Here is a 14,962-nt window from a genome sequence, read left to right as displayed (position 1 = left end):
GTCTTATCGGAAAAAATTAGTGCTCTGTGCCGCTTTGTTCGTCGCGGCTTTCCTGGCCGCCTTGTCCATGGGGTATTCCTCGCTTTCCTTAGGCAACATTGTGCAGGTGTTGGCAGGGAACGGGGCTTTCAAAGAAAACTATGTCTTTTACCAGATCCGCTTGCCCCGGGCTTTGGTGTTGGCGATGGCCGGGGCCTGCCTGGCCGGAGCCGGCATCATCCTGCAGACGCTCAGCAACAACGATCTGGCCGATTCGGGGCTTTTGGGCATCAATTCCGGAGCCGGCCTCGGCGTGACGCTGTTCTATCTGTTCGCGGGAGAAGGTATTTTGCAGTTTTCGGCGCTGCTGCCGCTTGTCGCGTTCGTGAGCGCCTTGTTGGCGGCCTCGGTTGTCTATTTGCTCAGCTATAGCCGCAGCCACAAGCAGCATGCGCTGCAGTTGGTCGTCATCGGAGCGGGGATTTCCTCCGCCTTTTCGGGGCTGATCGTCCTGCTGATGTCTTCGTCTGATCGTACCGATGTCAGCTTCATCACGGCTTGGATGTCTGGGAACATCTGGGGTTCCACCTGGCCGTTCGTTTACACGATCCTGCCCGGGTGGCTGCTGGCTATGGGTATCCTTTTCCTGAAAGCCCCGACGCTGAATATTTTGGCGCTGGGCGAGGAGACCGCTATGGCATTGGGTCTGAAGCTCCGCAACGAAAAAATCATTCTGCTGCTTTGCGCAGTTGCCATCGCATCAGCGGCGATCTCGCTTACGGGCAACATCGGCTTCATCGGTCTGATGTCCCCGCACATCGCCAAAAAATTGGTCGGCAAACGGCATGAACGCTACAGCTGGATCGCGCTCCTGATCGGCAGCATCATTCTTTTGAGCGCCGATGCGATCGGCCGCACGCTGATGGATACGGCTTTTCCGACCGGCATCGTCGTGTCCCTGATCGGGGCGCCGTATTTCCTGTATTTGCTGTTTGCGCGGATGCGCTGACGAGGCGTTCATCTGAGGTTGTCCGGTTCTGCCGGGTTATCGGAAAACCCGGCAGAACCGGCAGAAAACCCAGAACCGCAAGCCAAAAACAAAATCAGCAAGAACCACGCAAAGCCCCAAGGAGGCCAACTCCTTGGGGCTTTGCGCAGTTCTGACTATAATCCGGTTTTTTTGAAAATCTTCACCGCCGCCAAAAGAGCCGAAACGGTCAACAGTGCAGCCGTCAGCAAGGCTTTTTGCAGATCCGCTAAAAGCAGCGCCCTCTGCAGCATGTCCATGTTCCGGGAAGCCAGCACCAATGGATTCCACTCCGAAGCTTTTGGGAACAGATTCCACAAAAACAGCACCATCAGGAATGCTCCCGTGAACAGCAGCGGGCCGTAGGCATTTTTGAACAAAACCGCCCCGAGCAGCAGCACCGCAATCAGCAGGATGCCGAACAGGTAGAGGCTGACGACGGCCAGGGCAAGATTTTCGGTCGTGCCGTCCGGGAAGTAATAGAGCGTGTAGCCCCAGGTGATGAAGAAGCAGAGCCAATAGCTGACGGTCCACAGCAGCAAAGCGCCTGTAAATTTTGCGAAAAGGATGGTCCGGCGCGGCAGGCCTTTGGTGACCATGTTGATGAGCGTTCCTTTTTCGTATTCCTTCGCCATCATGCCGCTCAAGAGGATGACGATAAGGAAAAGGCCGGTTTGGGTGCCGTTCTTGAAGAATTGCATCCAGGAATCGAGGTTTGTCGGCTCCGCAATCAGGATCGTGATCCCTTTCGGCATGAAGTTCGCCAGCAGATCGGGCAGAAATTTCGCCGTCAATGGGTTCATGATGCCGAAGAGCGCAAACAAGGTGATCGCCAGGAATAGCTTGAAGTTGCGGGTGTATTCAGTCAGTTCTTTCTTTGTGAAGGCAAAATACGCTCTCATCGGATCACCTCCAGGAAGATATCCTCCAATTTCGGTTCGGCCGTTTCCAAGCGGAGCGGAACCAAGCCAGTATCGCCCAAAATTCTTATGATCTGCGCCATCGTCTGTTCCGGGTCAGCGGCTGGGAGGGTGACGGAATGGTCGTTTGCGCGCAACGAAGTCTTCATATCGCCCAACTGCGGATCGGCTTGGAAGACAGCGGCATCCGCAGGCGTCCGGAAGGTGACCGTACACGAATGGCTGGAGTAGGTGTTTTTCAATTCCGCTACCGATCCGGTCAGGACGATCTTTCCGCCATCAAGGATGCCCACCCGATCACAGATGGCTTCCACATCCGTAAGGACATGCGTCGAAAAGAGCACCGTTGTCCGCTCCTTTACTTTCAGGAGGATGTCGAGTATTTCCCTGCGGCCGATCGGATCCAAGGCGGAAGTGGGTTCGTCGCAGATCAGCAGGCGTGGTTCGTTCAGCAAAGCCTGGGCGATCCCGAGCCGCTGCTTCATGCCGCGGGAAAAGGTGCCGATGCGTTTTTTCGCATCCGCCAGCCCGACCAAATCCAGCAGTTCCTCGGATTTGCTCAGAATGAGCGTGGTCGGCATGCCGGTGATTTCGCCGCACAGCCGCAGATATTCTTTTGGCGTCATGAAGCCGTAGAATTCGGGAACATCCGGCAGGTAGCCGATGAAGCGGTTGGTCCGCGTGTCGCCGTAAAGGACTTTTTCGCCGCAGACTGTGATTTCGCCGGCATCCGCCTGGAGCAAGCCCAAGACGATCTTCATGGTTGTGGTTTTTCCGGAACCGTTCTTGCCGATGAAACCGTAGATCGAACCTTCGGGGACGGAGAAGGAGAGGTCATCCAGGACGCATTGGTTCCCGAAGGCTTTCCCCAATCCGGCGATTGTGAGGATGTCCATCACTCCTCGCCCCTTCCGATCAGGAAATACAGGACCGGTCCGACGATGTTCAGAAAGACGATGACGAAGGTCCAAAGGGTTTTGCTGCCGATTTTTACTTTTGGGTGTTTGTTCAGGTGGGTCAAGGCTGTGACCAACAGGATGATTTGGATCACAATTAAAGGAATCAGGATCGGTAAGTAGGGCTGCAGTTCTGCTGTCATAAAAGTGTGCCTTCTTTCTTATTTATCGCTTTTCTCGCATATCGCCATTTTACGTGTTCAACGGTTTTTCCAAAACCTCGCCCTCCTGTTCGTTATATAACAAGTATAACGCTGGCGGTGGGATTTGCAAGTCGGAAGAGTAGCAAGACCCATCACGCAAGGGATCTTTTCTCAATGATCGGTTATGCAAGACTGCTGCGGTCCTGTGCTATAATGGAACAAAGAGCCGTAACAGCTTATGCTGCCGGAGAAAGGAGCCACGATGAATCCGTTTTTTAAATTAATGCTCAAATTGATGTCATCACCAAAAATCAATATGCAGGAAGATTATGCCCGGGTCCGCAAAGTGCAACAGATGCTGGCTCCAAAACCGAAAAAGGGCTACATCATCATGGACCATAAAATCTATTCGGAAGACCGATCCCATGATATCCCGGTGCGTGTCTTCTATCCGAAAGAGCGCCTGCACAAAGAGCCGCTGCTTTTTTTCCATGGCGGCGGATGGGTCATCGGTGATATCGAAACCTACACGAATGCCTGCATCAATATGGCGGACCTGACCGGCAGAACCGTCTATTCGGTCGACTATCGCTTGGCGCCGGAGCATCCGTATCCGGCCGGACTGTACGATTGTTACCGGGTGGCGGAAGTGTTGCTGAAGCATCTGGAAATGAGCGGGTTGTCCGATGCGAGCGAGCTGATCCTGATTGGCGATTCCGCGGGCGGCAATCTGGCGGCGGCGGTCTCGTTGTTGCTCCGAGACCGGGGCCAGGCAATCCCGGTCAAACAGATTTTGCTGTACCCCGTCACCTTTTGGGATCATTCGGAAGCTTCGCCGTTCGAATCGATCCGCACGAACGGACAGGATTACGGGCTCACAGCGAAAAAGATGGAGGAATACATGGCGCTGTACCAACCGGACCCCGAACTGCGCAAGAACAAGTATGTCGCGCCTCTGATGGCGCAAGACCTGTCGAATCAACCGGACACTTTGGTGATCACGGCGGAATTCGATCCGCTACGGGATGAAGGGGAGGCTTACGCGGAAGCCTTGCGGGAAGCCGGGAATAACGTGCAAGTTCATCGGGTGAACGGCATCGTCCACGGTTTCATCACTTATCCGAAAACGGCCGAATCGGTTGTGGAAGCGTACGGGGTCATCAATGCATTCCTGAATACATAAGCCAAGTATACATGCTGGCTTGGTAATAAAGAAGAAAGGGGGAAAGGCAGTGGATCGGAAAAAATGGGTGCGTTTGGACAATGCCTCCAATATCTTTTTGGCGGCCATGACGAACACCGATACGAAGGTCTTCCGCATGAGTGCGGAACTGAACGATGCGGTGGACCCGCAATTGCTGCAAAAGGCGCTCGATGAAGTCTACGAGAATTATGTGCTGTACCACAGTGTGCTGCGGCGCGGATTCTTCTGGTATTATCTGGAAGAAAGCGATCTGAAGCCGAAGGTGACGGCCGATGTCTTGCCGCCTTGCGCACAGATTTATCATTTCGACCGAAGAGAATTGCTGTTCCGCGTCTTCTATAACCAAAACCGGGTTCATTTGGAACTGTTCCACGCCTTGTCGGATGGTACGGGTGCGCTGTGGTTTTTCGAGGATCTGCTGAAAGCTTATATCATGTTGCGCCATCCGGAAGCCTTCAAAGGGCTGGATGCCACCGCGCATGACCGTTTGAACCATCAACTGGAGGACAGTTTTGCGCATTATTTCCGCAAAGACAAAAAACAGAGCTTTGCGGATGCGGCGCAATCCGCCATTCGCTCCGTCGCGAAAGTCAGCCAACTGACCGGGAAAAGCTCCGCGCAAAAAAACGCGTTGCCGCAGGAAAGCGAGCATCAGCCGAAGCTCCATGTCCATCGGTACCGCGGCAAGAAGACCCCGGACAACCGGCCGCATGTCATCGAACTCGAGCTGCCGGTCAAGGCCGTGCTGGCGTTGGCGCGCGAAAATCAGACTTCCTTGACGTTGTTCCTGACGGCGGTATACATGCTTGCCGTCCGGAAAGCCAGTCCCGATTTTCGTCCGGGATCCGCATTGGCAGTCTCGATTCCAGTCAATCTGAGACAGTTTTTCCCGTCGAACTCGGCCCGGAATTTTTTCAGCGCGACGCGTTTGGTTTATCGGACGGATGAAACGGGAGCCGATGAAATTGCCGGAATCTGCCGCACACTCCAGGAACAGTTCCGGCAACAGATCACCCCGGAAAGCCTGGAGGACAAGCTGCGGACGCTGATCGCCTTCGAGTACAGCCCCTTCACGCGAATGGTCTTCCGGCCGATCAAAGACTTAGTTCTGAAGCTGGTCAACTACATCAGCAACCGGAATTTGACGATCGCGATCTCCAACTTGGGCAAAGTCGTTTTTCCTGAGCCGATCGACGCCTATATCGGGAAGATGTATTTCCATACATCGGCGGTCCGGCCGCAATTTTGCGCCATCAGCCACGGGGAGCATCTGACGGTCAGCTTCACTTCGCCCTTTGTCGAATCAACGATCCAGGAACAGTTTGTCAGGATTTTGACCGACGCGGGCGTGGCCGTCACCGTCGCAGCCAATAAAGTCACCAGTGAAGATTTGGAGGTGGAAGGGTGATGAGACACTGTCAGCATTGCAACGCGACCATCAAGGGAGACTGGGAACAATGTCCCTTGTGCCGAACGACATTGGAAGAAGCCGCCGATCCGGTGCTGCCGGATCCCTATCCGAAGATTCCACTGCGGTTCAATAAGGAAATCGTCTGGAAATATTTGACTTTGATTTCCTTCGTGCTGATCATCGCTTTTCTGCTTATCGAACTGATCTGGATCGGGCGGATGGAGAATGTGCAGCTCGCGCTGTTCGGGATCATGAGCATGTGGCTTTCCGTTCTGATCCTGATCCGGAAAAGGCGGAACATCGCAAAGGGCATCGTTTATCTGATCGTCTCGCTGTCGCTCCTGTGCATCTATTTGGATTATCTGTCGGGATGGAGCGGGTGGTCGACCACCTATGCTGTGCCGATCATCTGCAGTTTCGCGATCGTATCCTTATATATCGCAGTGCGCCTCGTCAATTTGGGCGTCAGGGACTATGTGCTGTACCTTTTGACAGCAGCCTTGCTGGGGCTGCTGCCGGCCTTGTTCCTGACCCTGGACTGGGTAACGACGCCGTTGCCGGCCAGCCTGTCGGTCATGATGAGCGCGGTGACCCTCGTCATCATCCTGCTCTATCACGGCGGCGAAATCTGGCGCGAACTGGAGAAACGGATGCATGTTTGAAATGACGAAAAAAAGGCAGTCTCATTTGATGTTGAGACTGCCTTCGTATATATCTGCATAGTTTTGCGCGATGGAGCTGAGCGTTAGGGAATAACCCGCCGAAAGCGGTTCGGCGGGGGAAATCAGTTCGAATCACAGTCAGAAAACCCGCCGAAACCACTTTGGCGGGGAAAAACGTCTGCGGACAACACGATATTCCCCGCCAAAACCATTTTGGCGGGGAAATCCGCCGTGATCGCGGACCCCTGATCAGACAATCAGGCCACCATCCGCATTTTTAAGTGTGACATGTTCATTCCGTCGCGTAGTATTCGTCCCAATAGCCGTACACATAGGTATTTTTGATGCGCCATTGCTGGAAGCGGATCGGCACAACAAAAGAGTACAGCCCCAAGGTGAAAATTGAGAAGACAATCCATTTCAGCAAGACAAGCCAGAGATCAAAAGTTTTGCCGACAAAGTGCAACTGGCGGCCTTCGATGTAGGTATGCTTGGCGACCCATCTTTCCCGGTAACAGAAAGCCCAAGGTGCAGCCAGCCCGAAAGTGAAAAAGCCTGCGAGAAAACTGACAAGAAGAATGCCTAAATACTCCAAAAGTGTTCCTGTGAAATATGAATCATTATGATGGCGCAAAATATCACTCCTTTATTATTGCTTAATGATATAATACGACATTTATTTGCGATTCATCTATAAATATACTGATGTCATTTCACGAATAAGCCTAAGGATTGCCCTTGGCGCGCAAATGCGATACGCTAAAGGCAGCAATCATTTGACGAAATGCGAGGGAAAAATAATGACAAACAAGATAGCGCTCATCACCGGCGCGAGTGCGGGCATCGGCCAAGAGTTCGCCAAAAAGCTGAGCCAACAAGGATACGATCTGATTCTGGTCGCGAGGCGGAAGGATCGGCTGGTGGAAATCAGCAAACAATTACCTACCAAAAGCGAAATCATCACAGCGGACTTGGCGAAAGCGGATGAATGCTTTCGTCTGTACGAAGAAACAAAGGATAAAAACATTTCCATGCTGATCAACTGTGCCGGTTTCGGTGATTTCGGCCCGTTCACGGCGACCAGTCTCGCCAAGGAGCTGGAGATGATCGATGTCAACATCAAGGCTGTGCATATCCTGACCAAGAAATTTCTGCCGGATATGCTCGCAAGGGATGAAGGCTACATCCTGAATGTGGCTTCGGTTGCCGGACTGATGCCGGCGGGGCCTTACATGGCGACCTATTATGCAACAAAAGCCTACGTCACGAGCTTCACTTCCGCGATTGCTGAAGAGTTGGAAGAGAAGAAGAGCAACGTCTACATCGGTTCGCTGTGCCCGGGTCCGGTCGATACGGAGTTCAACCAAGTGGCGGATGTGAAATTCAATCTGAAAGGCATCACTTCTGAATACTGCGTCAAGTATGCATTGGACAAGATGTACAAGCGCAAGAAAATCATCGTTCCGACGATGCTGCTGAAGGGAGCGCTCTTATCGTCGAAGCTGGCGCCGCGCAACTTAGTCGTGCGCCTGACGAGCAGGCAGCAAAAGAAAAAACAAGGCTGATGAATGCGAGCGGAATCGGCATCAACGCTTTTCCGAAAGCTCATTTCAAAAAGCTCGGAATCGTGAAATAAAAGGATATCCTACTAAGCTGTTAAGGAAGGGAATAGCCATGAAGTTGAGGGATTTCTATGTGAAACGAGCCATCGGTTTCGTCATCGTTTTGCTTCTTGTACTGATTATTTTATTGCTCAATAAATATTTGCTTCATCTTTTCTGAAAAACATAAAACCGCCACCGGAAATATAAATTCCGATGGCGGTTTTTGGTTCTGTTTCTAGATCAGGCCGACTTTTTTCATGGCAGCGGCCAAACGGTCAATGACTGCTTGATCGGCATCCGTCAACGGCAGACGCATCGGTCCGACATTGAAGCCCAACAGTTGCATTCCTGCTTTTACAGGAATCGGATTCGGCTCCACAAACAGGCAGTCGATCAGTTCTTTGTACTCGGCTTGCATCGCGGCGGCTTTTTTGATGTCGCCATCAAGGAAAGCATGCGTCATTTCAGCTGTTGCTTTCGGTGCAATATTGGCAAGGACGGAGATGACGCCTTTTGCGCCTAAGCTCATCAATGGGATGATGGTGTCGTCATTCCCGGAATAGATGTCCAGGCGATCGCCCAAAAGACTCAAGTTATCAACGGCTTGGCTGAAGTTGCCAGTGGCATCCTTCAACGAAACGATGTTATCGATTTTGGCAAGCTCCACCAGCGATTCAGGGGTAATATTCTGTCCTGTTCGGCCCGGCACATTGTAAAGGACGATCGGAACTTTCACACTGTTGGCGATGGCTGTGTAATGCGCGATCAAGCCTTTTTGGGATGTTTTGTTGTAATAAGGGGTGACGCTGAGGATCGCATCCACACCCGTGGCCTCTACAGCGCGCGTCAATCCGACACCGTGGCGCGTGTCATTGCTTCCGGCCCCGCCGATGACAGGAATACGGCCGTTGACTTTTTCGACAGTGAAACGAATCAGATGAAGTTGCTCTTCATCCGTCAGAGTTGATGCTTCCCCGGTTGTCCCTGCGATGATGATTGAATCGGTGCCGTTTGCGATATGGAACTCGATCAGCTCTTCCAACACCTCGTAGTTGATTTCTTGGTTTTCCGTATCTTTAAACGGCGTAACGATGGCAACGCCTGATCCTTCAAAAATAGCCATGCTTATCTTCCTCCTGGGTTCTGTTTTTTATTAATAAATAGACAAAAAACGACTATGAGCAAATGGTCTCATAGTCGTTCAAAACAGGTTGCTTAAGCTGAATCTTTGCATCCGTATAGTGAAGTCCACCAATTTGCCCCAACGTGAGAAGCTCACCGAACAAAGCTGGGCGGCTTTGTCCGACAGTGCCAGATTTGTTCAACCTTGGCCCCAATACAGAGTATTTCGGCAGCAACACCTTTCAGGGAATCCCTTACTGATTGTTAACCGCGACCTCTTCATCACATCGAATCGTATTTTGTTAATTCCACACTATCAAATACAAATCAGTCTGTCAATCATATTCTGAGTGGATGCTGAGAATACGCTTTGAAAAAAATGAAAAAAAGACACATTCGTTTAAGGGCGGACAGGCCGCAGCGGGAAGGCGGCCGAAAACCACAATGACTTCCGGAGAAGAGAAACAAGAATGCGAACGGAATCGAGCGGATGCTTCCGGGAACGCATCTGCGCCAATGATGTGATAAAATCAGTTTGAGGAAACGCTTTTACGGCAAGCAGGATGAGAGGACGTGAAAACTATGAAGATTGAACATGTTGCATTGTGGGTGGACGACTTGGAACTGATGCGCGATTTTTATGTTCGTTTTTTTGACGGAAAGGCCAATAAATTATACCGTAATCCTGAAAAGGATTTCCAATCTTATTTTATTACTTTCCGTGAAGGGGGGGCCCGTCTGGAGCTTATGAAAAGGCTGGACGTCAAAGAACGCTATCCCCTCGATATGCTGGGCTGGGCGCATCTGGCCATTTCGGTCGGGAACAAGCAGAACGTCGATTATTTCACGGACAGGCTCATCAAAGCGGGGTACACGTGCAAAAGCCAACCGCGCGTGACGGGGGACGGCTACTATGAAAGCATGTTCCTCGATCCGGAAAAGAACGTCATCGAAATCACCATCTGAAAGAACAGTCAGGCCGAAAAAGCAGGGGGCGGACAGCCATGAAGAAAAGAATCCAGTTATTTGCTGATCAAACGCAAACCGGAAAGGATATGCGCAAAAAGCGGACGCGCTTTCTGATTGCCGGATCGGTCGGTACGGGCATCGGGCTGGCCGGAGGATTCCTGTTGCGTTGGGAGCTGGCGCCTTTGATCGGGTGGGACAGCGCTGCTATCATTTTATTGTATTTGCTGTGGAAGGATTTTCATCCGCATGATGGAACGGAAACCGAAAGGATCGCACAAGAGGAAGACATCAAATATTCAACCATCGATTTTTTTGTTCTGTTGGCTTGCCTGATCAGCATCGGGGCCGTCGCGTTGATGCTGACGACTCATGTACGCAGCTTCGAGACGATCGGATTCGGGTTGTTCAGCATCGTGCTCTCCTGGACGACGGTGCATGGCCTCTATATGTTGCGGTATGCGGAGCTCTATTACCGCGATGTCAACGGCGGCATCATCTTTGAAGGCACCGAAAAGCCCAACTTTTGGGATTTCGCCTATCTGGCGTTCACGATCGGTATGACGTACCAAGTCTCCGACATGACCTTCACCACGCCGGAATTCCGCAAGGCTGCACTCGGGCATGCGCTGTTGTCCTTCATTTTCGGGACTGCCATCATCGCCACGACCATCAATTTTGTCGCAAGCCTGAGCATTTGAATCAGGATGGATCATTGACAGTTAAGGATAAGGGGGAATTTATGCATGTTTTTTAAATCATTTTTCGATCCGCAGATAGCGCAATTTTCCTATATGGTGGGCTGCCAAAAAACAGGGGAAGCCATCATCATCGATCCCTTGCGCAAGTTGGATGCGTACATCTTGGCAGCCGAAGACGAAGGCCTGGTCATCACTGCGGCAACGGAAACGCATATCCACGCCGATTATGCATCCGGCTTGAGGGAAACAGGCAGACGACTAGGGGCCAAGTTGCATGTGTCGGATATGGGCGGGGATGACTGGCGTTACCAGGATCTGCCTGAAGGGAGTGTGCTGCTGCAGGATGGGGACATCATCTCCGTAGGGAAAGTCAAACTGGAGGTGCTCCACACGCCCGGGCATACGCCGGAGAGTGTGTCCTTTCTGTTGACGGACATCGGCGGCGGTTCGGACATTCCGATGGGATTGTTCACCGGCGATTTCATCTTTGTGGGTGACGTCGGCCGGCCGGACTTGCTGGAAGAGGCTGCGCATATGCAAGGGACCACCGAAATCGGAGCCAAAGAGATGTTCCGTTCCCTGCAGAAAATGGCTGACTATCCCGACCATCTGCAGATCTGGCCCGGGCACGGCGCCGGCAGCGCCTGCGGGAAGTCGCTGGGAGCCGTTCCGATGACCACTTTGGGCTACGAAAAAGACAACAACTGGGCTTTCCAATATGATGAGGAAACGAGTTTCATCGAAGCTTTGACGGAAAATCAGCCCGAGCCGCCGACCTACTTTGCCCAGATGAAGAAGATCAACAAAGCGGACAGCGGCGCCTATGTGCCTTATCCGGTCTTCCCGCTGCAGCAGGCCGGGCCAAACGACAGGATGATTGATCTGCGCGCGAAAGAAATCTATCAAGCCGGGCACATCGAAAGGACGATCAACATTCCGCTGAACAAAAAGTTTTTGAACTACGCCGGCTGGTTCCTGGATTACGCAGGGCATGTGATGTTCATCGGAACCAAAGAGCAGGCGGAAACGGCTGCCCGCCACCTACAGCTGATCGGGTTCGACCAAGTCAGAGGCTATCTGGATGCCGGACAAGTCGCGGACGACAGGATGACCGATACGATCACCGCTGCTGCGTTCGTCGCCTTGCGCCAAAAAAAGGAGCTGCAGATATTGGACGTGCGTTCGAAAAGCGAGTGGGACAAAGGGCACTTGTCCGATGCTAAGCGTGTGCTCCTGGGCAAGCTCCTCGAGGACCCGTTGCCGTTCAATCGGGATGAACCCCTGTACGTCCATTGCCAATCGGGCGTCCGTTCATCCGTCGCCATCGGTGCCTTGGAGGAGAGGGGATTCAAGCAGATCGTCAATATCCTGGGAGGATACACCGCGATCGAAAACAGCCTCAACGAATAGGTCAAATGCGCCAGAATCCCAAAAAAGGGGATCAAAAAAATAACTTGAGCCGGAAGGAAGAGCCGCAAACGGGCCTGCCTCCCGGCTGCTTTTCGGCTTGGGACGCTTTTATGGAGGTGCGGGGAATAAATAGCCAGAATCCCTCTGCGATGGTATACTACTAATTGTCGCATTTGAGTGAAGAAGACCGAATAGTCCACGAGTTTTCTTAAGAAAGAGAGGTCGGCTGGTTGCATAAAGATCTAATGAAAGAACAGGAACGTGTCCATCGCGTCATTGAAGTCATCAACAAGGAAAGAACGCGATTGGCCGAGCAAGTAGAAGAAAAAAGTGAAAAGCAAAGACAGCAATTGAAGGAATCCAAAGAGATCAAAATCAGCCAGGGATCCTCGGAGAGCGTCTGGGAATCATCGGCTGAACTGCGGGCTTTCGAGCAGGAGCTGATGATCCGCAACAACGAATTGCAGAACAACGCAGAGCGTGTTGCTGTATTGGAAAAGATGCAGGATGAGCCTTACTTCGGCCGCATCGATTACCACGACGAATACGGCAATGAGACGATCTATATCGGGATCGGCTCTTTGTTCGAGAAGGATGAGAACCTGATCGTTGACTGGCGTTCGCCGATCGCATCGCTCTATTATGAGGGCAGCAAAGGCGAAAAAGTGAAGCTGATGATAGCCGATCAACCGATGACCTACGGCGTTGACCTGAAAAGGCAATTTCTGATCCGGCATGCGGAAATCGTCCGCATGATGGATACGGACAATGTCATGGGCGATCCGTATCTGCTGGAAGTGCTGGAGGGGCCTTCATCCTATCAAATGGGCACGGTCGTCTCCACTTTGCAGAAAGAACAGAACCAGATCGTCAGGGAAACAAAAGCAGCTGTGACGCTGATCGAAGGCGTGGCCGGGTCAGGAAAAACGGTTGTGCTGATGCAGAAGATCGCCTATCTGCTTTATGCTTTCCGGGACCAATTGCAGTCGGAGGAAATCGTCCTGTTTTCCCCGAACAAAATATTCCAGGAGTACGTTTCCCAAGTGTTGCCTGCATTGGGTGAACTGAACGTAGGGAACACAACCTTCAGCGAATTCATGGAGCGGAAGGTTACCGGCTTTTCCTTGCGCGCCGACCACGCGGACAGCTTAGCGAAGGTCACGGTACTGAAGGGCAGTCTGGCCTTCTATGAAGCTCTTCAGAAATACGGGGCGCTCCTGAAGAAACGCTACCTGAAGTTCGCGGATATCCGTTTCCGCGATGAGATCATCCTTTCGCAGGAGGAAATCGAATCGGCTTTCTACAGCATCGACAGCCAAGGGGCGCTGGCCAGCAAGTTGGATATCCTGCAAAGACACTTGCTGCAGCGGGTGGAACGCATCAAACAGTCGCAAAAAGGCAAGCCATGGGTGGATAAAGAGATGGTCGCGATGTCCGACCTGGATCTGTACCGTTACGAGAAAGAAACCCACAATCAAAAAGCGATGGAAGACGCGATGACGGCGGATATCCTGGAGGATGCTTTCGAACCGGTCGTTGCGCGGATTGAGGCATTGGCCTTCATCCGCTACAAGAATCAATACATCCATTTCCTGCGGGCTGTGCCTAAATTGCTTTCGTTGGATGATTTCGGTTTGGATGAGGAAGAATGGCGCACACATATCGCGCTGGTCGCGGAGCATATGGCCGAGAAGCGTGTGCTGCTGGAAGATCTGGATGCCTATTACAGCCTGCGTTTGTTGCTGAAGGGACCATCAAGCGACATGAAATACCAATACATCTGTCTGGATGAGGTGCAGGATTTTTCACCGTTCCAACTGCAGATGCTGCAGCATGCCTACCCGAGCGCACGCTTCATCCTGAGCGGCGACTTGAACCAGAATATCCTGAACCGACGACTTTCCTTCGATGATCTGAGGACCATCTTTTCCGAAAGCAAGTTCAGCTCCTACCGTCTGTTGACCAGCTACCGGTCGACCAATGAAATCGTCCGTTTCTCGGAAAGCTTCATCGAAGGCGAAAAACCGGAAGGAACCTATATCCGCTCCGGCAAGAAGCCGGAAGTGCTCTTGACTGAGGATGGCGGTCTCGACATGGGCTACATCAGGCAGAAGGTGGAGGCGAGCGTCGCTGCCGGCCTGCGCGTTGCTTTCATCAGCCGCAATGCGGAAGATGCGGAGCGCATCAGCCAGGAACTGACCCTTGTAGGCATCGACTACAAACTGGTGCAGCAGGATACCGACAACAGCCATCACCCGGTGCTGATCCTGCCTGCCCGTTTGGCGAAAGGTCTGGAATTCGATGTCGTTTTTGCGGTTTGCCATTATCCGGCAAAAGCTGCCCAGAACGAACTGCAGATCCTCTACACTATCTGCACCCGGGCGATGCACGAGCTCTATCTGACCGTTTCCGGGAAGGAACCCGGTCTGCTGGAGCGCGTCAATCCGGATTATTATGACGTAAGAAAAATGTAAAACCTGAATAGACCGGGCTGTCTCGTAATGGGACAGCTTTTTTTCGGCGTTAACTAGCTTGGTTGTCCGATTCATCGGCGTTATCGGACAAGCACGTCCAAATCGTTGTGCTGGATGTCCGATACTTCAGCGTTATCGGACAAGCACGTCCAATTCGCTGCGCTGGTTGTCCGATTCTTCGGCGTTATCGGACAAGCAGGTCCAAGTCGTTGTGCTGGATGTCCGATACTTCAGCGTTATCGGACAAGCAGGTCCAAGTCGTTGCGCTGGTTGTCCGATTCCTCGGCGTTATCGGACAAGCACGCCCAAGTCGTTGCGCTGGTTGTCCGATACCTCGGCGTTATCGGACAAACTCGTCCAAGTCGTTGCGCTGGTTGTCCGAT

14 protein-coding genes and 1 riboswitch are annotated in these 14,962 nt (G+C 52.2%); of the genes, 9 read left to right on the top strand and 5 right to left on the bottom strand.

What is annotated here, in order from left to right:
• Positions 1-19: 19 nt before the first annotated feature.
• Entirely contained in the window at positions 20-988 is a 969-nt protein-coding gene (locus BMX58_RS10965) for a FecCD family ABC transporter permease (RefSeq protein ID WP_093088847.1), read from the top strand.
• Positions 989-1,143: 155 nt separating this feature from the next.
• Here BMX58_RS10965 and BMX58_RS10960 read toward each other — a convergent pair whose 3' ends face one another.
• The 3 genes from BMX58_RS10960 to BMX58_RS10950 are packed head-to-tail and all read right to left on the bottom strand — an operon-like array spanning position 1,144 to position 3,025.
• Positions 1,144-1,908 (bottom strand): ABC transporter permease, encoded by a 765-nt coding sequence (locus tag BMX58_RS10960; protein ID WP_068624182.1) that lies wholly within the window; start codon positions 1,906-1,908, stop codon positions 1,144-1,146.
• A complete protein-coding gene (locus tag BMX58_RS10955; protein WP_068624184.1) occupies positions 1,905-2,822 on the bottom strand; it encodes an ABC transporter ATP-binding protein in 918 nt (305 codons plus the stop codon). The genes BMX58_RS10960 and BMX58_RS10955 overlap by 4 nt, the downstream gene beginning before the upstream one ends.
• Complete coding sequence (locus BMX58_RS10950) at positions 2,822-3,025, bottom strand: PLDc N-terminal domain-containing protein (RefSeq protein WP_068624186.1); 204 nt, start codon at positions 3,023-3,025, stop codon at positions 2,822-2,824. The genes BMX58_RS10955 and BMX58_RS10950 overlap by 1 nt, the downstream gene beginning before the upstream one ends.
• A gap of 295 nt (positions 3,026-3,320) precedes the next feature.
• On the opposite strand from BMX58_RS10950, the gene BMX58_RS10945 reads away from it, so the two are divergent.
• From BMX58_RS10945 to BMX58_RS10935, 3 genes are read left to right on the top strand one after another with little or no spacing between them, the layout of a single operon-like run.
• The gene (locus tag BMX58_RS10945) at positions 3,321-4,208 is read left to right on the top strand and encodes an alpha/beta hydrolase (protein WP_242653620.1); all 888 of its coding nucleotides are present in this window, start codon (positions 3,321-3,323) and stop codon (positions 4,206-4,208) included.
• A 49-nt stretch (positions 4,209-4,257) separates the two neighbouring features.
• Positions 4,258-5,637 carry a condensation domain-containing protein gene (locus BMX58_RS10940; protein WP_068624188.1) on the top strand — a complete coding sequence of 460 codons (1,380 nt, stop codon included), beginning with the start codon at positions 4,258-4,260 and terminating at the stop codon, positions 5,635-5,637.
• The gene (locus BMX58_RS10935; protein ID WP_068624190.1) at positions 5,637-6,302 is read left to right on the top strand and encodes a DUF6320 domain-containing protein; all 666 of its coding nucleotides are present in this window, start codon (positions 5,637-5,639) and stop codon (positions 6,300-6,302) included. The genes BMX58_RS10940 and BMX58_RS10935 overlap by 1 nt, the downstream gene beginning before the upstream one ends.
• 292 nt (positions 6,303-6,594) lie before the next feature.
• On the opposite strand, the gene BMX58_RS10930 is transcribed toward BMX58_RS10935, so the two are convergent.
• Positions 6,595-6,936 (bottom strand): YjgN family protein, encoded by a 342-nt coding sequence (locus BMX58_RS10930; RefSeq protein WP_068624192.1) that lies wholly within the window; start codon positions 6,934-6,936, stop codon positions 6,595-6,597.
• Positions 6,937-7,102: 166 nt separating this feature from the next.
• Between BMX58_RS10930 and BMX58_RS10925 the strand changes: the two genes are divergently transcribed.
• Positions 7,103-7,867 carry an SDR family NAD(P)-dependent oxidoreductase gene (locus BMX58_RS10925; RefSeq protein WP_068624194.1) on the top strand — a complete coding sequence of 255 codons (765 nt, stop codon included), beginning with the start codon at positions 7,103-7,105 and terminating at the stop codon, positions 7,865-7,867.
• Between the two features lie 274 nt (positions 7,868-8,141).
• Here the strand turns inward: BMX58_RS10925 and dapA are convergent, their stop codons facing one another.
• On the bottom strand, positions 8,142-9,029 hold the full coding sequence (gene dapA, locus BMX58_RS10920; RefSeq protein ID WP_068624196.1) for a 4-hydroxy-tetrahydrodipicolinate synthase: 888 nt from the start codon (positions 9,027-9,029) through the stop codon (positions 8,142-8,144).
• 140 nt (positions 9,030-9,169) lie between these two features.
• Positions 9,170-9,316, bottom strand: a riboswitch (Lysine riboswitch).
• 294 nt (positions 9,317-9,610) lie between these two features.
• Between dapA and BMX58_RS10915 the strand changes: the two genes are divergently transcribed.
• From BMX58_RS10915 to helD, 4 genes are all read left to right on the top strand, one after another.
• Positions 9,611-9,994 carry a VOC family protein gene (locus BMX58_RS10915; protein ID WP_068624199.1) on the top strand — a complete coding sequence of 128 codons (384 nt, stop codon included), beginning with the start codon at positions 9,611-9,613 and terminating at the stop codon, positions 9,992-9,994.
• A gap of 38 nt (positions 9,995-10,032) precedes the next feature.
• On the top strand, positions 10,033-10,695 hold the full coding sequence (locus BMX58_RS10910; RefSeq protein WP_068624200.1) for a DUF1345 domain-containing protein: 663 nt from the start codon (positions 10,033-10,035) through the stop codon (positions 10,693-10,695).
• A 45-nt stretch (positions 10,696-10,740) separates the two neighbouring features.
• Positions 10,741-12,105, top strand: a complete 1,365-nt coding sequence (locus BMX58_RS10905) for an MBL fold metallo-hydrolase (RefSeq protein ID WP_068624202.1) — start codon at positions 10,741-10,743, stop codon at positions 12,103-12,105.
• Between the two features lie 230 nt (positions 12,106-12,335).
• A complete protein-coding gene (helD, locus tag BMX58_RS10900; RefSeq protein WP_131814083.1) occupies positions 12,336-14,579 on the top strand; it encodes an RNA polymerase recycling motor HelD in 2,244 nt (747 codons plus the stop codon).
• Positions 14,580-14,962 lie beyond the last annotated feature (383 nt).

This window comes from Trichococcus ilyis, from assembly GCF_900109135.1.
In the GTDB taxonomy this organism is placed as follows: domain Bacteria; phylum Bacillota; class Bacilli; order Lactobacillales; family Aerococcaceae; genus Trichococcus; species Trichococcus ilyis.
This window is presented reverse-complemented; position numbering and strand designations above follow the sequence as displayed.